The 20656-nt window shown below is 69.5% G+C and carries 22 protein-coding genes and 1 tRNA gene; 6 read left to right on the plus strand and 17 right to left on the minus strand.

What is annotated here, in order from left to right; translation table 11 throughout:
* The 3 genes from EK403_RS23235 to EK403_RS13490 all read right to left on the minus strand — a co-directional run.
* Window positions 1-768, minus strand: a 768-nt coding sequence (locus EK403_RS23235) for a mannose-1-phosphate guanylyltransferase (protein ID WP_245479694.1), incomplete at its 3' end; no start/stop codon positions are given.
* Between the two features lie 232 nt (window positions 769-1000).
* Window positions 1001-1540, minus strand: coding sequence for a formaldehyde-activating enzyme (fae, locus tag EK403_RS13485; protein WP_128777998.1), 540 nt, complete (start codon window positions 1538-1540; stop codon window positions 1001-1003).
* Window positions 1541-1565: 25 nt separating this feature from the next.
* Window positions 1566-2219, minus strand: a complete 654-nt coding sequence (locus EK403_RS13490; RefSeq protein ID WP_128777999.1) for a carbonic anhydrase — start codon at window positions 2217-2219, stop codon at window positions 1566-1568.
* 165 nt (window positions 2220-2384) lie between these two features.
* On the opposite strand from EK403_RS13490, the gene EK403_RS13495 reads away from it, so the two are divergent.
* On the plus strand, window positions 2385-3302 hold the full coding sequence (locus EK403_RS13495) for a RibD family protein (protein ID WP_128778000.1): 918 nt from the start codon (window positions 2385-2387) through the stop codon (window positions 3300-3302).
* Window positions 3256-3732, plus strand: coding sequence for a cytochrome b (locus tag EK403_RS13500; protein WP_245479695.1), 477 nt, complete (start codon window positions 3256-3258; stop codon window positions 3730-3732). The genes EK403_RS13495 and EK403_RS13500 overlap by 47 nt, the downstream gene beginning before the upstream one ends.
* Here the strand turns inward: EK403_RS13500 and EK403_RS13505 are convergent.
* The 4 genes from EK403_RS13505 to EK403_RS13520 are packed head-to-tail and all read right to left on the minus strand — an operon-like array spanning window position 3698 to window position 7052.
* The gene (locus tag EK403_RS13505; protein WP_128778002.1) at window positions 3698-4576 is read right to left on the minus strand and encodes a class I SAM-dependent methyltransferase; all 879 of its coding nucleotides are present in this window, start codon (window positions 4574-4576) and stop codon (window positions 3698-3700) included. The two genes, EK403_RS13500 and EK403_RS13505, sit on opposite strands and share 35 nt — an antisense overlap.
* A gap of 13 nt (window positions 4577-4589) precedes the next feature.
* Complete coding sequence (locus EK403_RS13510; protein ID WP_164919600.1) at window positions 4590-5639, minus strand: glycosyltransferase family 4 protein; 1050 nt, start codon at window positions 5637-5639, stop codon at window positions 4590-4592.
* Window positions 5632-6039 carry a 6-pyruvoyl trahydropterin synthase family protein gene (locus EK403_RS13515; RefSeq protein ID WP_128778004.1) on the minus strand — a complete coding sequence of 136 codons (408 nt, stop codon included), beginning with the start codon at window positions 6037-6039 and terminating at the stop codon, window positions 5632-5634. The genes EK403_RS13510 and EK403_RS13515 overlap by 8 nt, the downstream gene beginning before the upstream one ends.
* Before the next feature lie 5 nt (window positions 6040-6044).
* A complete protein-coding gene (locus EK403_RS13520; RefSeq protein WP_128778005.1) occupies window positions 6045-7052 on the minus strand; it encodes a zinc-dependent alcohol dehydrogenase in 1008 nt (335 codons plus the stop codon).
* Window positions 7053-7163: 111 nt separating this feature from the next.
* On the opposite strand from EK403_RS13520, the gene mdoH reads away from it, so the two are divergent.
* The gene (mdoH, locus tag EK403_RS13525; protein ID WP_128778006.1) at window positions 7164-9092 is read left to right on the plus strand and encodes a glucans biosynthesis glucosyltransferase MdoH; all 1929 of its coding nucleotides are present in this window, start codon (window positions 7164-7166) and stop codon (window positions 9090-9092) included.
* On the opposite strand, the gene EK403_RS13530 is transcribed toward mdoH, so the two are convergent.
* The 6 genes from EK403_RS13530 to EK403_RS13555 all read right to left on the minus strand — a co-directional run bounded on the left by EK403_RS13530 (window position 9062) and on the right by EK403_RS13555 (window position 13692).
* Window positions 9062-9643: a septation protein A gene (locus tag EK403_RS13530; RefSeq protein ID WP_128778007.1), complete on the minus strand. Its 582-nt coding sequence runs from the start codon at window positions 9641-9643 to the stop codon at window positions 9062-9064. The genes mdoH and EK403_RS13530 overlap by 31 nt on opposite strands.
* Before the next feature lie 71 nt (window positions 9644-9714).
* A complete protein-coding gene (locus EK403_RS13535) occupies window positions 9715-10647 on the minus strand; it encodes a prephenate/arogenate dehydrogenase family protein (protein ID WP_128778008.1) in 933 nt (310 codons plus the stop codon).
* On the minus strand, window positions 10640-11782 hold the full coding sequence (locus EK403_RS13540; protein ID WP_128778009.1) for a pyridoxal phosphate-dependent aminotransferase: 1143 nt from the start codon (window positions 11780-11782) through the stop codon (window positions 10640-10642). The genes EK403_RS13535 and EK403_RS13540 overlap by 8 nt, the downstream gene beginning before the upstream one ends.
* Window positions 11779-12549 carry a chorismate mutase gene (locus tag EK403_RS13545; RefSeq protein ID WP_128778010.1) on the minus strand — a complete coding sequence of 257 codons (771 nt, stop codon included), beginning with the start codon at window positions 12547-12549 and terminating at the stop codon, window positions 11779-11781. The genes EK403_RS13540 and EK403_RS13545 overlap by 4 nt, the downstream gene beginning before the upstream one ends.
* Window positions 12550-12657: 108 nt before the next feature.
* On the minus strand, window positions 12658-13254 hold the full coding sequence (locus tag EK403_RS13550) for a TIGR00645 family protein (protein ID WP_128778011.1): 597 nt from the start codon (window positions 13252-13254) through the stop codon (window positions 12658-12660).
* A gap of 135 nt (window positions 13255-13389) precedes the next feature.
* Window positions 13390-13692, minus strand: coding sequence for a hypothetical protein (locus tag EK403_RS13555; protein ID WP_128778012.1), 303 nt, complete (start codon window positions 13690-13692; stop codon window positions 13390-13392).
* A gap of 174 nt (window positions 13693-13866) precedes the next feature.
* Between EK403_RS13555 and EK403_RS13560 the strand changes: the two genes are divergently transcribed.
* Window positions 13867-13956 (plus strand) — tRNA-Ser (locus EK403_RS13560).
* A gap of 271 nt (window positions 13957-14227) precedes the next feature.
* Here EK403_RS13560 and EK403_RS13565 read toward each other — a convergent pair.
* From EK403_RS13565 to EK403_RS13580, 4 genes are all read right to left on the minus strand, one after another.
* Window positions 14228-15961 (minus strand): recombinase family protein, encoded by a 1734-nt coding sequence (locus EK403_RS13565; RefSeq protein WP_128778013.1) that lies wholly within the window; start codon window positions 15959-15961, stop codon window positions 14228-14230.
* A complete protein-coding gene (locus EK403_RS13570; protein WP_128778014.1) occupies window positions 15948-16532 on the minus strand; it encodes a DUF2924 domain-containing protein in 585 nt (194 codons plus the stop codon). Before EK403_RS13570 ends, EK403_RS13565 begins: the two co-directional genes overlap by 14 nt.
* A 2-nt stretch (window positions 16533-16534) precedes the next feature.
* Window positions 16535-17074 (minus strand): DUF3489 domain-containing protein, encoded by a 540-nt coding sequence (locus EK403_RS13575; RefSeq protein WP_128778015.1) that lies wholly within the window; start codon window positions 17072-17074, stop codon window positions 16535-16537.
* 101 nt (window positions 17075-17175) lie between these two features.
* Window positions 17176-17415: a hypothetical protein gene (locus tag EK403_RS13580; RefSeq protein ID WP_128778016.1), complete on the minus strand. Its 240-nt coding sequence runs from the start codon at window positions 17413-17415 to the stop codon at window positions 17176-17178.
* A gap of 194 nt (window positions 17416-17609) precedes the next feature.
* On the opposite strand from EK403_RS13580, the gene EK403_RS13585 reads away from it, so the two are divergent.
* A complete protein-coding gene (locus EK403_RS13585) occupies window positions 17610-19049 on the plus strand; it encodes an IS1182 family transposase (protein WP_128778017.1) in 1440 nt (479 codons plus the stop codon).
* 408 nt (window positions 19050-19457) lie between these two features.
* Window positions 19458-20609, plus strand: coding sequence for an AAA family ATPase (locus tag EK403_RS13590; RefSeq protein WP_245479696.1), 1152 nt, complete (start codon window positions 19458-19460; stop codon window positions 20607-20609).
* Window positions 20610-20656 lie beyond the last annotated feature (47 nt).

The following is a 20656-nucleotide window of genomic DNA, read 5'->3' on the forward strand; positions in this document are numbered from 1 at the left end:
CACGGCGTGGTCGAACGAGCTCGCCTCGGCCGCAGCGAAGCTCTCCGCGTCGAGCCGGACGAAGTCGAGGTCGCGCGCCGCCTTGTCCGCGGCCGCGACCGCGGGCGTCGCGACGCCGGGCGCGAGCCGCGTCGTCTCGGAGATCAGCGTGCGGGCGAGCGCGAGGAAGTTGCCGGAGTTCCAGTAGGCGCCGTCGGCCAGCAGCCTCTCGGCCTTCGCGCGCTCCGGCTTCTCCACGAAAGAGCTCACCGCCGAGACGCCCGGGGCCTCGGCGACGGCGTCGCCGGCCAGGATGTAACCATATTTGGACGTCGGCTCGGTCGGCTTGAGGCCGAAGGTCACGATCCTGCCGGCGAGCGCCGCCGCAAGGCCGGTCTCGACGGCCTGCAGGAAGGCCGCCTCGTCCGAGACCACATGGTCGGACGCGAGCGCGAGCCCCAGCGCTTCGGGGTCGCGCGCCTCGGCCATCCGCATGGCGGCGCAGATCGCCGCCGCCGTCCCCCGTCGGCAGGGCTCCAGCACGATCGTGGGCTTTAGCCCGAGCTGCTCGACCTGCTCGGCGACGATGAAGCGATGCTCGTGATTGGCCACGACGATGGGCTCGGCGAAGCGCGCCGGGTCGGACACGCGCAGCAGCGTCGCCTGAAGCAGGGTCTTTTCGCCCGCCAGCGACAGGAACTGCTTCGGGTAGCTCTCGCGCGAGGCGGGCCAGAGCCGGGAGCCCGTGCCGCCGCACAGGATGATCGGTGTCACGAGGCGCGCGGTCATCGCAGTCTCTCGAATCGTCTGGTTGACGGCAGTGAAAATCGCGTCCAGCCACGGCGTCGGTCCGGACGCCGCGTTCGTGGACGGACGCCCCCGGGGCGGCGCCGAGCGCCCGGACGCCCAACTCCGATCCGCCCGCGCGCAACTCCGGCGAGCGTACTAGGGTATCGTCCAGATTGGCGCAATGACGGCCCCTCGGCGGCCCGGGCCGAGGGGGTTCGCCGGACCGCCCCGCTCAGTACTCGACGACGCCGTCGAGCGCATAGTGCTTGACGGTCTTGCGGTTGGCGATGAGCTCGTCGATCGTCGGCTCGCCCGCCATCGCGCGCTTGATGGCGAGCTTGGTCGCCTCGTAATTCGTCCGGTACAGGTCCTTCCTGTCGAGGTTCGGGTCCTCGGCGCAGCGAAGGTCGAGCCAGATCGTCGCGATGATGCAGATGTCCTCGACGAGGTCCTTCGGGATCACGCCGTCGATCACGCTGTCGAGCACGGCGTCCGCCGTCGCGCCCTGAACCACGCCGCCCAGAAGCTCGACATATTCGGCGCTCTGGATCGTGACCTTGGTGGTCATCATCGTAGCGGGCTTCACAAGCTGGTTCAGGTCGCGCACGGCGAACATGCGGGTGTGGCCCACCGTCTGGCCGAGCATCGCCGCGAAGGCCTGGCCCACCGGCCCGTCCTTCCTGCCGATGACGATCTCGGGCATGGCGTCGGTCGCCTGGCCTTCGGCGGCGAGCACCGTGGCCTCGCCGGTCAGGAGGGTGAGGTCGGTCATGGATGTCTCCGGAGTCAGATAGGGATCATTCGGGCGGCACGTCCGCCCAGAAGCCGTTCGCGTCGCGGCAGCGCAGGCAGCCCTGCGCGACGCCGAAATGCATGCCGGTGAGCGAAAGCCGGCCGCTCTCGACCCGCTCGCGCACCCAGGGGAACGTCATCAGGTTCTCGAGCGAGACGCCGACGCAGGCCTCCTCCGCCGCCTGCTGGCGCGCGTCGCCCTGAAGCGCCGGATCAACCACGTCCCGGGCGCGGGTCGCGACGCTCATCCAGCTCGGCACGAAGTCCGAGGCCTCGGGCGGCGCGCCTTCGAACAGCGCGTTGACGCCGCCGCAGCCGGCATGCGCCAGCACCACGAGCCGCTCGACGCCCAGCACCCTGACGGCGAATTCGAGGGCCGCGCTCGCGCCGTGCTGCGCCGCGTCAGGCGCGTAAGGCGGAACCAGCGCCGCGACGTTGCGGAGGACGAAGAGCTCGCCGGGGGCCGCGCCGAGAATCTGCTGGGGATCGACCCGGCTGTCCGAGCAGCCGATGACCATGATCTTCGGGCTCTGTCCCTTGGCGAGGCGCTCGAAGCGGCGCTGCAGATCCGGCCAGGCGTCGCGGCGGAAGCGCCGATAACCCTCGAACAAGGCGTCGAGAGAGCCCGGCCCGCCGACCGGCTGTTCCGCGTCTGTCATGCCGACCTCCTCCTCGTTCCGCCCGCGATCCGTCTGGATGGCGCACGGATCACGGTCCGCTCCCCAGCGTCAACCGCGCAGAGGGTCGCGGCGCACGCCGGCGTGACCCCTTCTGGCCACAACGTCTCCGCGGCATAGTTTGAGACGTTCGAAACGGGACGCGCCATGTCGATCGCCGAACATCCGCTGGACAGCGACGCCGCATGGGCCGCCACGCGGGCGGCGCGGCGCGGCGCGCCGCTCCCCGCGGCGCTCGAGCGGCACCCGCTTTGCCGGATGCTGGCGCCGCTCGCGAGCCCGAATCCCATCGTGGTCGCCCAGCTCGGCCAGTCGCTCGACGGCCGGATCGCGACCGTGACCGGGGCGTCGCACTTCATCAACGGGCCCGGCGGGATCGACCACCTGCATCGGCTGAGGGCGCTGGTCGACGCGGTCGTGGTCGGGGTCGGCACGGTCGTGGCCGACGATTGCCGCCTGACGGTGCGGCGCTGCGACGGACCCTCGCCGGCTCGCGTGGCGATCGACCCGAGAGGGCGCGCGCCCGACGACGCGCGTATCTTCGCCGAGGACGGCGCCAGGCGCATCTCGATCCGCGCCGAGGGCGTCGAGCCATGCGCCGCGCCCGGCGTCGAGACGATCCATCTGCGGCCCATGGAGGGCCGGCTCGCCCCGGCGGACCTTGTGGCGGCGCTCGCGAGCCGGGGCCTCAGGCGCCTGCTGATCGAAGGCGGCACCGCGACCGTTTCGAGCTTCGTGGCGGCCGACGCCGTCGACCGCCTCCATGTGATGGTCGCGCCGCTGATCGTCGGATCCGGCCAGCCCGGCCTCACGCTCGCGCCGGTCGCCGAGCTCGACCTGGCGCGGCGGCCCGCCTGCGTCGCCCATCCGCTCGGCGGGGGCGACGTTCTGTTCGACTGCGACATGCGCCGAGAGGCTGACGGGTTCGGCCGAGAGAGGGGATCGGATGATGAGCGACGCGACGATGACGCCCGCCGCCGGCGGATACCGGCTGCCGGCGAAGATATTCCATTGGACTGTGGCGGTCCTGGTTCTGGGCATGATCCCGGTCGGGCTCTCGCTTGAATCGCTGCCCAAGGGGCCCATCCAGGATGCCTTCTACGCCGCCCATAAATCCACGGGCTTCGTGGTGCTCATCCTGATGATCGGCCGTCTGGCCTTCCGGCTCGCAAATCCGCCGCCGCCTCCCGAACCCACCCTCCCGCGCTGGCAGGTCGCCGTCGCCCATGCCAACCATTGGGCGCTCTACGCGATCCTGCTCGTCATGCCGTTCTTCGGCTGGGCGGGCTCCAACGCCTTCGGGGCGCCGGTCAGCGTCTACGGCCTGTTCACGCTGCCCGACCTCGTCTCGAAGGACGAATCGCTGTCGAAGACGCTGCTGGCGATCCACGCGACGCTCGGCCTGACCGCCGCCGCACTGATTCTCCTCCATATCGGGGCGGCGCTGCAGCACCGCTTCGTCAAGAAGGACGCGGTGCTGGCCCGGATGACCTGAGGCGCGGGACGAGCAGCTGGTCGACATGGCCGACCTCGGCGCGGCCCGAGGCTGCAGTCGAGCGGCGGAAGTCGAGCCAGTCGCCAAGGTCGGCGAGCGGAGCCCCCGCCTCGCGGGCGGCGCCGGCCATGCCCTCGGCGAGGCTCCGGACGAGCGCCGCGTCGCCGGGACCGAGGAGCCAGGGGCTCGCCCCCTCGACGACGTCATAGTTCGCCGCTTCGGCGAGCGCCGCGAGACGGTCGCCCGCCGCCGGCCCGAGCGACGGCCCGAACCCCTTGTCGGTCTGCTGATGCGCGTTGAAAGCGGCCAGCGTCGGCCCGTCGAGGGCGTGCGGCGGATCGAACGACTTGCGGCCGTCATAGGTGAGGCGCGCGTAGAGCGGCCTCCGCGCGTCCGACAGCCTCTGCACGAACCCCCCGAGCCAGCGCTCGCCGACCAGGTCGAACAGCGCGGACGCGACCACGACGTCGCAGGCGGCGGCCGGGTCCGGCAACGGGTCCCGCGCGAGATCGCAGACGGCGGTCGCGACCTCGATGGCCTTGTCATCCTTTAGGAGGCGGAGACGGTCGCCGTCGACTCTCACGGCGTCCGCCCAGGCCGACAGCCTCGTCCGGGCGTGCGCGAGCAGGGCCGGGTCGTGATCGACCAGCGTCCAGCGCTGCCGCGGACCGAGATGCGGCGCGAGCAGCCGGAGCGTCGATCCGGAGCCGGCGCCGAGATCGGCGACCGAGATCGGCTCGACCGCGCCGAACAGCCTACGGAAACGCGCAAGGGGCTCCGCCGCGACCGAGCGGTGGTCGGCGGGCTCGCGCAGGTCGAGCCAGCCGGGATCGAAGCCGCTCACGTCGCGGGACCGGTCACTTGGGCAGCGGGCGCGTGATCAGGTGCTCGAACACGTCGGCGCACTGGAACCAGCGCGGCAGGCGGGCGGCGCGCAGACGCGCGGCGTTCGAGGCGCGCCTGAGCGCGGCGGGCTCCGTCAGGAAGCGGCGGAGCGCGGCGGCGATCGCCTCGAAATCGTCGGGGTCGACCAGCGCCCCGGCGGTCTCGCCGATGAGCGCGGCCGCCGCCTCGTCACGGCCGGCGATGACCGGAAGCCCGCGCGCCAGCGCCTCGGCCGACGCCATGCCGTAGCCCTCGAGATAGGACGGCAGCGCGAACAGGTCGGCGGCCAGATAGGCGGCCTCCAGTCCGTCGTCGTCGAGCGCGCCGAGCGTCTCGACGCGGTCCTCGATCCCGCTCCGCGCGATCTCGTCGGCGAGCGCCGTCGCGCAATCGAGGTCGCGGGTCAAACTGCCGGCGATCCGCCAGCGCCAAGGAACGTCGCGCAGACCGGCCAGCGCGCGGGCCAGGCCCAGATGGTTCTTGCGCGGGACCACGGCGCCGACGGTGAGCACCACCGGCGTCTCGCCGCCGCCCTTGGTGGGCGCCGCCGGGTCGACGCCGGGCTCCGCCACGCGGACCTTGTGCTCCGCCGCGCCGAAGCGCTCGACCAGCACGCGGCGCGTCGCCTCGCTGGTCGTGACGATCAGGGCCGCGGCCGCGAGCGCGTCCCGCTCGGAGGCCGCGAGCGACGCGGCCGCGTCGGGGGCGAGCCCCAGCTCGAGCGCGAGCGGATGATGGATCAGCGCGACCACAGGCCGCGCGAGCGCCGCGATCCCCTCGACCGGGAGGGCCCCATAGGCGAGGCCGTCGATCACCAGCGTGGCGTCGTGCGGAACGCCCTTCAGCGCCGCGAGCGCCGCCTCCATGGACGCCGCGGACGGAAACGGGAAATCTTCCGGGAGCGCGAGCCACGAGGCCTCGTGCCCCCGCGCGGAGACGTCCTTGAGGACGCGGGCGTCGTAGCGGTAGCCGCCCGTCGGGGTCTCGAGCTTTCCCGGGCCGGCGATGACGAGCTCAGCCACCGGCGACGGCCCCCTCGAACCAGGCGCGCGCGACGTCGCTCTCATGGAGCGTGACGCGGATCTTCTCGACGCCGTCGGCGTGCGCCCCGAGCCGTCCGTCGCGGGCCGCCGCCGCCATCGCGTCGAAGACGTGGCGGCAGAGAAACTCAGTCGTGGTGACCTCGCTCTTCAGCGCCTCGACCTCGTCGAGATTGGCGTAGTTCAGGGGCTTCAGGGCCTCGCCCAGCGCCTCGATCGCGCGACCGATGTCGACGACGATATTGTCCGGGTCGAGCTCCGCGCGGAAGAACGCCACGTCGACCACGAAGGTCGCGCCGTGAAGCGCCTGGGCGGGCCCGAAGACCTCGCCCTTCAGGCTGTGCGCGATCATGATGCGGTCCCGGACCTCGACGGCGTACATGCAGCTCAAACCTCTCGCATTGACGTGTAGCTGAGCACGATCCCGAGCCCCGGCGCGCCCGCGGCGAGCCGGGGCGGCAGGTCCCGGGATGCGTCCTCGAAGGGGATCTCGACGTCGATCAGGTCGTCGAGCCTCGGTTCGGCGGCGAGCAGCTCCAGCGCGGCCGCGAGCCGCCTACGGGAACTCCAGCGCGGCCGGCGCGACGGAGCGACCTGCCCCACCTGCGACGATATCAGTTTCAGGCGTCGCGCGTGGAAGGCGCGGCCGAGCGGCACGGCGACGTCGTCCGACCCGTGCCAGCTCATCTCGACCACCGAGGCCTCCTCTCCGGCGCAGCTCAGCGCTGTCGCGAGGCCCGCGGCGCTCGCGCTCGCATGCAGCACGACATCGGCGTCGCGCGGCGCGTCGCCCGGCGACGCGAAACCCGCGCCCAGCCGCTCGGCGACGGAGCGGCGCCCGGGCTCGACGTCGACCACGACGACCTCCGCGCCCGGGAGCCGCGCGGCGAGCGAGGCGACGAGCAATCCCACGACGCCGCCGCCCACGACCACGATCCGGTCGCAGGCGCCCGCGCCGGAATCCCAGAGCGCGTTCAGCGCCGTCTCCATATTGGCCGCGAGCGTCGCGCGGCGCGAGGGCAGGCCCTCGGGGAGCGGATGGAGCGCCGAGGCCGGCGCGCGGAACGCCTCCTCATGCGGGTTGAGGCAGAACACGCGGCGCCCGACAAGCTCGCGTGGCCCCTCCTCCACGACGCCGACCGCGGCGTAGCCATATTTAACCGGCCCCGGGAATTCGCCCTCCTGCCGGGGCGCGCGCATCCGCCGCCATTCGCTCTCCGGAACGCGACCCTCGAGCACCAGTCGTTCGGTGCCGCGGCTGACGCCCGAACAGATCGAGCGGACGCAAGCCTCGCCATCGCCGCCGGACGCCGCACGCAGTTCCACGCGGCCGTCGCCGAGATACCAAAGCGAACGGGCCTCGCCCGCTTCGCCGCCGTTGTCGCTTGCTTGCATCCGCCTAATTTGGTGGCTGGGTCGTGCCGGTTCGACGACCGCGTTTTGTGTTATAGGGGCGCCGCCTCGAGCCGCCATAAGTGGCGGACAGGCACCAATCGAAAGCGTGACATGCGTTCCAGCATCGACTTTTCGCCGGCTCGCGCCTCCCGTTTTCTCAGCATTTCCCGGCTTCTGGCGCGCACGACCCCGACCGGGACGCAGTCCGTCGCCGGGCTCGCGGCGCGTCGAATCGCGTTCTCGACGGCGGCCCTCGCGACCCTCGCCGGCCTCGGCTACGCCTTCGCTTCGGTGCTCTCCGTCGACGGCTGGTCAATCCCGGAATTCGTGATGCTGGGCTGTTTCCTGGTGTCCGCTCCTTGGATCGTGATCGGTTTCTGGAACGCGCTGATCGGCTTCGTGCTGCTGCGCTTCTCCCGCGACCCCGTTTCGATCGTCGCGCCTTGCGTGCTGAGGGCGCACGACGTCGACCTGATCGAGGCTCGCACGGCAATCGCGATGTGCATCCGCCACGAGGACAGCGACCGCGTGGTGCGTCGCCTCGACGCGGTGCTCAAGAGCCTCGACGCGACCGGTTATGGCGACCGTTTCGACATCCATGTGCTGAGCGACAGCGCGCGTCCCGACCTCGTCGCCGAGGAGGAAGCCGCGATCGCCGAATGGCGGCGTTCGCTGATCGACCCTGATCGCGTGACCTATCGCCGACGGACCGCCAATGTCGGCTTCAAGGCCGGCAACATCCGCGACTTCGTGCTGACGCGCGGCCGCGACTACGACTTCATGGTCACGCTCGACGCCGACAGCGTGATGTCGGGCGAGGCGATCCTGCGGCTCGTCCGCGTCATGCAGGCCAATCCGAAGCTCGGCATCCTGCAGAGCCTCGTGGTGGGCCTGCCGGCGCGGACGGTGTTCGCCCGGGCCTTCCAGTTCGGCATGCGGGCGAGCATGCGCTCCTATTCGATGGGCGCGGCCTGGTGGGCCGGCGACTGCGGCCCCTATTGGGGCCACAACGCCGCGATCCGCGTGAAGGCCTTCCGCGACCATTGCGAGCTGCCGACCGTGCCGGGCGGGCCGCCGCTCGGCGGCGCGGTGCTCAGCCACGACCTCTACGAGGCGGTGCTGATGCGCAAGGGCGGCTACGAGGTCCGCGTGCTGCCCGAGGAAGGCGGCTCGTGGGAGGACAACCCGGCCTCGCTCCCCGAATTCCTGCGCCGGAACCTGCGCTGGTGCCAGGGCAACATGCAGTATCTCAGGCTGATCGGGTCGCCGGGCCTGCCCTTCATGGGCCGCGTCAATCTCGCGATCGCGATCCTGATGTACGCCGGCGCGCCGGCCTGGATCACCTTCATGGTCGCGGGCGCCGCCCAGGCGTGGGAGCCGCCCGCCCTCGTCGGCGGCGGCGACGGCGTCTTCCCCTGGGGCCTCAGCACCTCGCTGCTCGCGGTGATGATGCTGGTGCTGTTCGCGCCCAAGATCATGGGCTATCTCGACGTCGTGCTGCGGCCGGCCGAGAGCCGGCGTTACGGCGGCGCGGGCGTGTTCCTGGCCGGCGTCGCGGCCGAGATCGGCTTCGGCCTGCTGTTCGCCCCGATCGTCAGCTTCTCGGTGACGGCCTTCCTGATCCGCCTGTTCGTCCTGCGGCGCCCGATGGGCTGGGACGCGCAGAACCGCGACGGCCGCCGCGTGCGCTGGTCCGAGGCGATCCGGTCGCTGTGGCCCGCGACGCTGTTCGGCGCGGCGCTCGCGGCCTCGCTCGCGCTGTCGGCGCCCCAGGTCCTGCCCTGGGCCGCCCCGGTGCTGATCGCCTATCTGCTCGCCGCGCCCTTTGCGGTCGTGACCTCGATCGACGCGCCCGACGCCGACGCGCCGAGCCTGAGGCTGGTCGCGGTCCCCGAGGAGGTGGAGGCGCCGGCGGAAGTCGTCGCGGTGGCGCAGGGCCCGGCAGGCGGCGCGGCCTACGCGCCGCCGATGGCGCCGTTCCGGTTCGACGACGGCGCGGACGACAGAGGCTATTCGGCGGCGGCGTCGCCGGCCGAGTAGCGCTGCAGCAGCGGCGCCTGGGCCATCGCGAACGCCATGGTGATGGGCATGATGCCCCAAACCTTGAACGCCACCCAGAAATCGGTCGTCTGGGTGCGCCACACGGCCTCGTTCAAGGCCGCGAGCACGACAAAGAACCAGGCCCAGCGGATCGAGAGCTTCATCCAGCCGCGATGGGTGAGCTCGAACGCCTGATCGAACACGATCGCGAGCAGCGGACGGTCGAAGGCCACGCCGACGAACAGCGCGCCGGCGAACAGCAGGTTCACGATCGTCGGCTTGAGCTTGATGAACAGCTCGTCCTGCAAAGCGAGCGTGAGGCCGCCGAACACCATCACAACGACGCCCGAGACGAGGGGCATCACGGGAAGCCGCCGCATCAGGACCCACGACGCGGTGAGCGACACGACGGTCGCGGCCATGAAGGCGCCGGTCGCGACGAACAGGTCGCCGCGCGAATTCGCGAAGAAAAATACGATCAGAGGGCCGAGCTCGAGGACGAGCTTGAGGGCCGGATGGACGGCGCGACTCGGGTCTGCGGCCTTGCTCATGCGTCTCCTCTGCGCCGGACGGCGCTCGCGATCAAGCTTCAAATTCGACGGAGCGGGCCAACGATGGTCCATCATTCCCCCGCGGGCGGCGCGCTTCTGCGACCGAAATCCGGCGCTGCGGTGTCCTGACCCTGCTCAATGATGTCGCGGCGGATGGCGCGGGTGCGTGTGAAGAGGTCGAAGAGCTTGTCGCCCTCGCCCCACCGGATCGCGCGTTGGAGGGCGGTCAGGTCCTCGACGAAGCGGCCGAGCATCTGCAGCACGGCGTCGCGGTTGTTGAGAAACACGTCCCGCCACATCGTCGGGTCGGAGGCCGCGATCCGGGTGAAGTCGCGGAAACCCGAGGCCGAATATTTGATGACCTCGGACTGCGTCACGTCCTCGAGGTCGGCCGCGGTGCCGACGATGTTGTAGGCGATCAGATGCGGCACGTGGCTCACGATCGCGAACACCAGGTCATGATGTTCGGCCGTCATCGTGTCGGTCTTGGCGCCGAGCCCCTCCCAAAACGCCCGCACCTTGGCGACGGCCTGCGGATCGGAGCCGGGCGTCTCGACAACGATCGCCCAGCGCCCGTCGAACAGCTCGGCGAAGCCCGCGTCGGGGCCGGAATTCTCGGTGCCGGCGATCGGATGGGCGGGCACGAAATGGGCGTGCGGCGGCACATGCGGGGCCATGACGCTGATCACCGCGCCCTTCACCGAGCCGACGTCCGAGAGGATCGCGCCCGGTTTCAGCCGCGGCCCGACCTCGGCCGCGACCGCGCCGCAGGCGCCGATCGGCGTGCAGACGATCACGAGGTCGGCGCCTTCCGCGGCCTCGGCGGAGGTCTCCGTGACCTCGTCCACGAAGCCGAGTTCGCGGACGCGCGCGCGCACCGCCGCATCCGCGTCGGAGGCCGCGATGGTGCCGACAAGACCGGCGCGGCGGGCCGCACGCGCGATCGAGGAGCCGATGAGGCCGACGCCGACGATCGCGACGCGCCCGAACAGCGCGTCAGCCATGGGCGGAGGCTTTCATGAAATCCGAAAGCGCCGCCAGGACCGCCTGGTTCGCCTCCTCGGAGCCGACCGTCATCCGCAGCGCGTTCGGCAGGCCGTAGGCGCCGACGGCGCGTAGCACCAGGCCGCGGGCCGTGAGATAGGCGTCGGCGTCGGAGGCGCGGCGACCCGGCTCGTCCGGAAAATGGATCAGGACGAAGTTCGCGACGCTCGGCGTGACCTCGAGGCCGAGCGAGCGGACGCCGTCGGTCAGCCGCTCCAGCCACACGGCGTTATGGGCCACCGCGACGTCGATGTGGCCGCGATCCGCCATGGCTTCCGCGCCGGCCGCGATCGCGGGCCCCGACATGTTGAACGGCCCGCGGATGCGGTTCAGCACGTCGACCACGGGCGGCGGGCCATAGAGCCAGCCGATCCTGAGGCTCGCGAGCCCGTAGACCTTCGAGAAGGTGCGGGTCATCACGACGTTCTCGGCCTCGTCGACGAGCTCGATCCCGGCCGCGTAGTCGTTGGCGCGGACATATTCGGCGTAGGCCGCGTCGAGCACGAGCAGCGCGGTCTTGGGCAGTCCGGCGTGAAGGCGGCGGATCTCGTCCTCCGGCAGATAGGTCCCCGTCGGGTTGTTGGGATTGGCGAGATAGACGATCCGGGTGCGCTCGGTGACGCGCTCAAGGAGCGCGTCGACATCGGCCGTGAGGCTCGTTTCAGGCGCGACGACCGGCGTTCCGCCCGCCGCGAGGATCGCGATCCGGTAGACCAGGAAGCCGTGCTCGGTGAACAGACCCTCGTCGCCCGGCTCGACATAGGCCGCGGCGAGAAGCGAGAGCAGTTCGTCGGAGCCCGCCCCGCAGACGACCCGCGCAGGGTCGAGCCCGTGGGCGCGCGCGATCGCCTCGCGCAGCGCGCGGGCGGTCCCGTCCGGATAGACCTCGAGATGGCCGGCCGCCTCGCGGAACGCCGCGATCGCCCGAGGGCTCGGCCCGAACGGCGTCTCGTTGGACGACAGCTTGTGGAGCCGCACGCCCTCCGGGGCCTTGCTCTTGCCGGGGACGTATGGGTCGATCGCGAGCGCGCCGGCGCGCGGCGCAGGCGCGAGCGGCTCTGCGAGCGGCGGCGTGGATCTTGCGCTCCGGGTCATGTCCGGGCTCCCAGCGGCGACGCATAGCCGCCGACCGCGACCGCGCCGGCGACCGGCGCCTCCCCTCCCGCGACGGCCACCAGCCGGCTGCGGCGGCCGTTGCGGACCACGGTCGCGAGCGTCTCGCCGCCGTCGATCGCGCCGCCCTCGCCGTCGTCGGAGACGGCCCATACGGTGATCTCCCGCACACCCGCCTCGCCGAGCGGACGCGCGATCACGAGCGCAGGCGCGGATGCCGGATGCCCGTTCGCGCCGAAGAAGGGCAGCCGCGCCATCACCTGCGGCCCATCGCCGCCGAGCGTCTCCCACCAGGCCGCGACGGGCGCCGGATCGAGCCGCACGAGGCCGAGGTCCCCGGTCGAGCCGGCGACAGCCGCGACCACGCGCGACGCGGTGCCGTGACCCTGGAGCGGCACGTCGAAGCCGACATGGAAGCGCGCGAGGTCGTGCATGGCGAGCGCGTCCGCCCCCTGCTCGACATGCAGCGTGAACGGCGCCTGCACATGGGTGAAGGTCGCGATGATGGTGCGCCAGAGATGCTCCGCGGTGGCGAGCGGCAGCCGGCCCTGATGGCGGGACGCAAGCCGCCGCATCATGTCGGCCTCGCGCGCCGGCCGGAACGCCGAGCCGGTCTCGGAGGTGCGCTTGACCGACACCAGCCGGTCGATCACCGCGCCGCGCTCCATCAGCAGCAGATGCATCGCCTCGTCGATCCGGTCGATCTCCCGGCGGATCTCGGCGAGCGGGTCTGGGGACGCGTCGGTCATGGAAAGCGGTCTCGGCGGCGGCGGCGGCCGTCGTTCAAGGCCGTCCGTCCGGAAGCGCGCCTTCATAGACGAAGCGCGCCCGCAAGGCCAAGCGGCCGGCGCCAGCGCTCAAGGTTTCTCGTCGGCCGCCGGCGCGTCGTGATCGGGCACGTCTTTGGTCTCGTCGGTGTGGTGCTTCTTGTGCAGCGCGTGGGTCTTGGCCTCGACGTAGTGCGCGTGGTCGCTGATCCAGTCGGAGAGCGCGAGCAGGATGCCCGAGACGACGAAGATCGCGTGGACGACCGACATCCACCAGAGGTCGCGGTCGCTCGCCGCGCCGATGTCCATGAAGGCCTTGAGCAGCTGGATCGCCGAGATCGCCACGATCGAGGCGATCAGCTTCAGCTTCAGCCCCGAGAAGTCGATCTTGCCCATCCATTCCGGGCGCTCGCTCTGGTCCTTGAGGTCCATCCGCGAGACGAAATTCTCGTAGCCCGAGAAGATCACCAGCAGCACGAGATTGGCGGTGAGCGACAGGTCGATCAGCGACAGCACGCCGAGGATGACCTGGCTTTCGGTCGCGACGAACACGCCCTCGACGAAATGCAGCAGCTCCTGCGCGAACTTGACCAGCAGGACGACAAGCCCGACCACCAGCCCGACATAGAATGGCGCCATCAGCCAGCGGCTGGCGAACAGGCCCCGTTCGAGCGTGCGTTCGATCATCTCGTCCCCCCGGTCAGGCGGCCCGATCATCCGCGGGCGTCGTCCGCCGCGCATCGCATGGCGGCGCGGAACGGGCAAGCGGCGCCTCAGACGGCTCACGCCGCTCGCTCCGCGTCGCAGCAGCGCGCGATCAGCCTATGGCGCGACGCCGACGGGCCGGCGCGGCCTGCGGCCGATCAGCATGAACAGCAGTCCGATCACGCCGAGCACGAGGCAGGTCGGCTGGGACAGGATGACGTTCAGCGCGCCCGCGCCCGCGACGCCCAGCGCCTCCCGCGCGGACTGAAGCGTCTCGGGCGAGACTGCCGCCCAGCTCGTCTCGGCCGTGGTGAAGTCCATCGCGCCGGACGCGATCGCGCGGGTGCCGTCGATGACGAGCGCGACGAAACCGGCGGCGAGAATCAGGAAGCCGAGCAGACGGAAAAGGAAACGGATCATGGCGGCGTCATATATGGTGTGGATCGGCGCGCGGGCTACGGGCCGAACGGACCCGTCGGCAGCCGACAGGATGGAACGCGCGGGCGGCCGCCGCAATCCATGCGGAAGCCGTATGGCCGCCGACGCATCGCCGGCTTGTCACGCCAGCCCCGCCTTGCTACTCCCCGCCCTTCCGGAGGGGTGGCCGAGTGGTTGAAGGCGCACGCCTGGAAAGTGTGTATACGGGCAACCGTATCGCGGGTTCGAATCCCGCTCCCTCCGCCACGACTTAAGTTATTGCGATAGCTACGTTTTTTGCCCTGAGCGGCGCGAATTCTGCCGTCTAATCCGGTCGTTACTGCCGCCCTGACTGCGCCTCGCTCGTTAGAGACCATTTCGGGGAGAATTCGGTGGATTCCTGCGCCGAAGTCTCGCCCAGGCCTTTCGCCGGTACGGCGGTCTCCCGGATATCTTGCTGGGGCGGACAGTCGTCGAACCCGGACGCGTAACGAAAGAAGCCGCCCGGGGGCGGCTTCAGCGGAGAAGATGTTTTTGATCAGACTGCGCGAAGCGCCTCGCGCTGCGTTTGCCAGTCGAGCGGGAAGCGGGTTTCGGCCATCAGCTTGCTGGCGGTCAGTTCTGGATATCGTCCGCCGAGCAGTGCGGCGACGATGTCCGGAGCGAGGAAGCTCACGCGGACGAGCCGGGTCACGTAAGAAGCGGTCAGGTTCTCTTCCCGCGCAACGTCCTCGATGCTCGCCCGATCGTCGATCAAGCGGCGCCTGACAATCTGGGCGCGCGTCACGAGACGGATCAGGCTGGCGTCGGCGGGCGCCTCGTCGGTCGCGCCGTCGATCACGAAGCGAAGTTCGTTCCCGCGCTGCTTCAATCGCGCCGGGACAGAGACGATGGTCAAATCTTCATCCACGCGGCCCGAGGCCGGGGGATTGGCGGCCGAGCCTTCCGGGTCGATCAGCCAATCCTGCAGACGCGCTCGATCGACCGAGAGGTCGACACGGTCGGGATGCACATCGATGCGCGGGACGAAGGCGAGCAGCGCAGTGCGGACGTCCGAGGTCGCCAGCGCCGGCCAGCGCGCCGCGGTCTCTTGTCCAAATTGGGCCAGCCGGCGCTGGTCTTCCGCGTCACGGCTCGTTGATGAGCCTGCGTTCATCATCGTTGCGGGATCGGCGAGCATCCGCCCGATGCGGTCCCGCACCAGTTGCTCCAACGCCGGCGCGGGGAGGCGTAGGCCTCGTGCGTCGGTCTTCGTCCCGCTCACAAGATGATGGGAGACGTAGTATCGATAGCGCACGCCCTTCTTGACCGCATGGCTCGGCGTCAGTCGCTCGCCCGCCGCGTCGTAGACGATGCCGGCGAGCAGGCTCGGCTCCGCGGCCGCCGTCCCGGTCGTTCGCTCCACCCGGTTGTCGGCGAGGATCATTTGCGCTTCCGCGAACAGCGCCCCGTCCACGATGGCCGTGTGCTCGCCGGGATAGACGTCGGCTTTGTGGACGATCTCGCCGCGATAGATCCGGTTGGAGAGCATCAGATAGAGCGCGCCGCGCGAGAGCGGCCTGCCGCCATAGGCCGAACCGTCGGCCGCCGTCCTGAGCTTGCTGATCACGCCAGCGGCGTCGAGCTCGGCCTTCAGCTCCCGAACCGACCCCAGCTCGACATAGCGACCGAAGATGCTTCGGACGGTCGACGCTTCCGCCTCGTTGACCACGAGCTTGCGATCGCGGACGTCGTAGCCGAGCGGCGGCTGGCCGCCCATCCACATGCCCTTCTTCTTCGAGGCAGCGATCTTGTCGCGGATGCGCTCGCCCGTGACCTCGCGCTCGAACTGCGCGAACGACAGCAGCACGTTCAGCGTCAGCCGTCCCATGCTGGTCGTGGTGTTGAAGGCCTGGGTCACCGAGACGAAAGAGACCCGATGCCTGTCGAACAGCTCGACGATCCGCGCGAAATCGCTGAGCGCGCGGGTCAGCCGATCGACCTTGTAGACCACCACCACGTCGATCTGGCCCGCCGCGATGTCGGCGAGCAGGCGCTGAAGCGCTGGCCGCTCCATCGAGCCGCCCGAGAAGCCGCCGTCGTCGTAGAGAACCGGCGACAACATCCAGCCTTCATGGCGCTGCGAGGCGACGTAGGCCTCGCAGGCCTCCCGCTGGGCGTTGAGCGAGTTGAACTCTTGCTCGAGCCCCTCCTCGCTCGATTTTCTCGTATAGACCGCGCAGCGCAGCTTTGTGCGCGCCCCGGCGGCTGCGGCCGACTTACGGTTGGCCATGACCGACCTCCTCTTGCGAGCAAATTGCCGTCGACGGGCCGCCGTCGGGCAAAGCGGCTTTCGGCGTGCGCTTTCGCAGGAGCCCGAAGAAGCGCGGCCCGGACCAGTTAGCTCCCGTGATCGTCCTGGCGATGGGCGTCAGGGACCCATAGACCTTGCCGTCATATTCGAAGCCGTCATTGATGGCCGTCACGGTGTGGGTGCGGCCGCGCCATTCCCGGACCAACCTGGCGCCGGGCCGGATGCGCGCGCTGGACTCAGGCTGCTCGAAGACCCCCGCCCGGAGTTCCCTGGCCTGGGCGGCGATCCGCCTTAACGTCGCTTTGGACAACCCGCCCTGCTCCCGCTCCTGCAGGCGGTAGGCGAGCGCTCGAAGGACAAGGTCCCGGCTGAGCTGCGGCGGGTCCGTCCGGAACAGGCGCCGCCATTCCTGGCGAAGCCCGGAGGCGTCCAGATGCTCCAGGTCGACAAGACGCTGCCGAAGAGCCGTACGAGATCCAGCCTCAGCCTCAAGACCACCGCGACCGAAGGCAGCGCCTTCACCCGCCCCGATCGCTTGAGCGCCATTCATCGTCAGGCCGCCGACTGCTGCGCCGGGCGGGCGATGGAGTAGCGCCGTTCGCAGCCGTCTGGCTTGTCGGACGCGAGCTCAAAGCCCTTCTTTCGCAGGCCGCTCAGCACCGCCCGCGTCGTATGCGGGAGCCAGCCGGTGGCGTCGATCAGATCGCTCAACGTCGCGCCGCTTGGCCGGGCCAAAAGATCGATCACCGCGGCCTGCTTCGTGCCCGCCCGGACCGCCTCAATTGCAGGAGAGGACGGCCCCGTATCCCCCTCGCCCTGCTCTTCGCACTCCGCTCCGATGGCGGCGTAGCCGTTCTTGGTGAGCTTCAGCCCGATCGGTTTGCCGTTCTCGTCCTGGCGCCAATGCGGCTGCCGACGCTGGACGACCAGCTCCGCCAACAACTCCTTGCGCAACAGAGCGGCGATGGTTCGCGCGACAGACGGATGCGCGTCGGTCAGCACAACCAGGCTGTCCTCGCGTTGGGAAGCGGCTGACAGCAGGACAAGCTGCGCGTCGGTAAGCTTGGGGGCTGATGAGTTGACGTTTGACATGTGCCTTCTCCTTTTGCGGTCGGCGGCGGTCTGCCGCCGCCACTGACGCGGCCCCGCAAACGCGAGGCGGGAGAAGTTCGGGAGCTACGCGGAGAACCCGCCTAGCTGGGCTTGGCTTTGGCCTTTTCGGAGTTCCTGTCGGCGTGCCTCAGAAGGCTGGCGCTCTGCATGAGGTGGTTCGCCTCATAGAGCAGCGGCTCGATGTCGTAGGCAATGTCCATCGCCTCGTCGAAGCGCCCGAGCTCCAGCAGTTCCTGCGCGCCTCGCGCCCGCTCGCCGCTCTCCACGACCCGGCGCATCATCGCGGTGAGGCAAGCTTTACCCAGCTTCTTCGACGACACGCTCAAACCTCCGGCAGCGACGACGACACTGACGCTCCGTTTGGCAGGGAAGTGAAGTCCTTTCTGCGGCTCCTCCGCCAAAGATCTAACCGTGGACCGTCGCTATCGCTCCGACCGTAGTTGTGCCGAAATTGACCCTGGCTGTGTGAAAACCCGCCTGATGGTAGGATTCCTCGTCTGCTTCGGGGGGTCGGATGGGTCGCTTCATCGAGGGCGTGGATCGCAGCCAGACGACGTTGTTTCCGGACCGGTTGGACGACTGGATCGACGAGAACAATCCGATCCGCGTGATCGACGCCTTCGCGGACGCGCTCAATCTCGGCGAGCTCGGGTTCGGCGGCGTCACGCCCGAGGCGACGGGCCGGCCGGCGTATCATCCGTCGGTCCTGCTCAAGCTCTACATCTACGGCTACCTGAACCGGGTGCAGTCAAGCCGGCGGCTGGAGCGTGAGGCTGGCCGGAACGTCGAGGTGATGTGGCTGACGGGCCGGCTCGTTCCTGACCACAAGACGATCGCGGACTTCCGCAAGGACAACGGCCAGGCGCTCCGCAAGGTCTGCGCGCGGTTCGTCTCGCTGTGCCGCGAGATGGGTCTGTTGGCGGCGGCCAGCGTCGCGATCGACGGCAGCAAGTTCAAGGCGGTGAACAACCGGGACCGGAACTTCACCCGCGCCAAGACGGAGCGGCGCAGGGCCCAGATCGAGGAGAGCGTGGCGCGCTACCTCGAGCAGCTCGACACGGCCGACCGGCAGGAGCCGTCGGAGGTCCTGGCGAACAAAACGGAGCGGCTGAAGGATAAGATCGCGAAGCTCCAGGGGGAAGCTCGCCGCCTTGCCGAGCTCGAGGCGCAGATGCTGGCGGCGCCCGATCGGCAGATATCCACCACCGATCCCGACGCGCGCTCGATGGCGACGAGCGGCCGCGGCTCCGGCGTCGTCGGCTACAACGTCCAGGTCGCGGTCGAGACCGGGCATCACCTGATCGTCGCTCACGAGGTGACGAACGTCGGATCGGACCGCTCGCAGCTCGCCGCCATCGCGCGGCAGGCGCAGGCCGTCCTCCAGACGGATCGGCTCGAGGCCGTCGCCGACCGGGGCTACTTCAACGGCGAGCAGATCCTGGCCTGCGAGCAGGCGGGGATTGCGGTGACGTTGCCGAAGCCGATGACGTCCGGGGCCAAGGCCGCGGGCCGCTTCGGCAAGCAGGACTTCGTCTACAGGCCGGACGAGGACGCCTATCGCTGCCCGGCGGGCGAGACGCTGAAGTTCTACTACGCCAATGTGGAGGGCGGGCTGACCTTACGCCGTTACTGGACCACGGCGTGCCATGGCTGTCTCATCAAGGCGCGCTGCACCCCGGCCAAGGAGCGACGGATCACGCGCTGGGAGCACGAGCATGTGCTCGAGGCCGTCCAGAGCCGGCTGGACGCGAACCCGAACGCCATGCGCCAGCGCCGCGAGACGGTCGAGCACCCGTTCGGCACGATGAAGGCGCGGATGGGCGCGACCCACTTCCTGATGAAGACGCTGCCGCGGGTCGCCGGCGAGATGGCGATGCACGTGCTCGCCTACAATCTGACCCGCGTCCTCAACATCGTGGGCGTCAAGCCGATGATCGCAGCAATCCGGGCCTAAGCGGGCCTCTGTGGGCCGTTCAGACAGGCCGATGAACCGACTGATGACCCTGACGCCGCCTGTAGCGTCAAAAAGGAACGCCGCCTGAGCAAAACGAACGCCTCGGGCGCCCGCCGCTAGGCACCTAACCAGCGCAGAGCGTTTTTGCACGACCAAGACCCTGAGCTGCCCTCTGCGGCGTCCGCTCTTGAACTGAGGGAGCGCATTGACCGCCCGGCAAGGCCGAGATCGAAATCGATCGTTCAGGAGAACGGCCAACCAGTCAGCCAGACGATAGGAAACGTGCGGCATGGTCTCGGTTGCCGGCGGCACTCGACTGTACGACCCGCTTTCGGCGGCGAGGGCGCTATGACGACGGGCGGCCGTAAGGCGTTTGCAAATTGCCGGGACACAGTTCAATAATGGGACATGGCTGGCCGTCCCAAAAATTTGGTTGATCCTGTGCGAAGCGCTGAAGCGAACGCGGCTCGGAAGGCGAAGCGCATATCGGTGAGGACCTTAGCCGCGGCCGTCGGCGAGCCCAAATCGACTGTCCATCGGTTCTTGCGTGAGGGGATCATCCCCGGCGGCGATGTGAGCAGGGCTGATCGGCTCGTGGCAACAATAGACAGCGGTGTCGCGCCCGCGATAGGCAAAAGCCGCAGGGAAATGAGAGAGGCATTAACGGGACAGATTTTGCAGGCCGGGAAAGCCGGGCGGGGCAAGTTCGCGGAGGACTTGCAGAAGGCGGTCACTGCGGCGCGCGCGGAGCAGGGGACGCGCGCGGTCCAGATCGCAAGGCCGAGGGGCGACCTCGCGGAACTGCTTGACGTCACTTATCCCGGCGTTGGGCTCTCGGACGCCGTCCTGCGGCCTGACCTGCGTGAGGGCGTCGAGCGCATCGTCATCGAGCACAAGCGACGCGCCGAGCTCGAGGCGTATCACCTGAAGCCGAGGCGCAAGCTCCTGTTCGTTGGGCCTCCCGGCACGGGTAAGTCGATGACCGCGCACGGGATCGCCACAGAACTGGGGCTGCCGCTGTTCACCGTTCAGCTCGACGGCGTGATCACGAAATACATGGGTGCGTCGGCCTCGAAGCTGCGGCTGATCTTCGACTCGATGATTGGCGTCCGAGGCGTCTATTTCTTCGACGAGATTGACGCGATCGCGGCGAGCCGTGGCGCCGAGAACGACATCGGCGAGGCTCGCCGGCTGCTGAACTCGTTCCTGCAGCTTGTCGATCGCGACAATTCCCACAGCATCATCATCGCCGCGACGAACCACAGCTCCCTTCTCGACCGCGCCGTCTTCCGCCGCTTCGACAGCGCCTTCCACTACGAGCTCCCGACCGGCGAAGAGGCGCGCCAGGTGCTGAAGAACAACCTCTTGGCGTTCGAGAAGCAGAAGCAGGAGATCGACTGGGATCTGGTCGACGAACGCGCGCAGAGACTTTCGCAGGCCGATCTCGTGGCCGCCGCCGTCGGGGCAGCTCGAAAGGCCGTTCTCGAGAACGAAGGACAGCTTACGACCGACGAATTGGTGTGGGCGTTGGATGCGAGGTCCCAGATTCACGCCAAATGAGCTCCGGATGGTGTAAACCTTACGCAGGAATCAACTGTGAGACGTAA

The sequence above is a fragment of the Hansschlegelia zhihuaiae genome, assembly GCF_004103825.1.
GTDB classification, from domain to species: Bacteria; Pseudomonadota; Alphaproteobacteria; order Rhizobiales; family Methylopilaceae; genus Methylopila; species Methylopila zhihuaiae.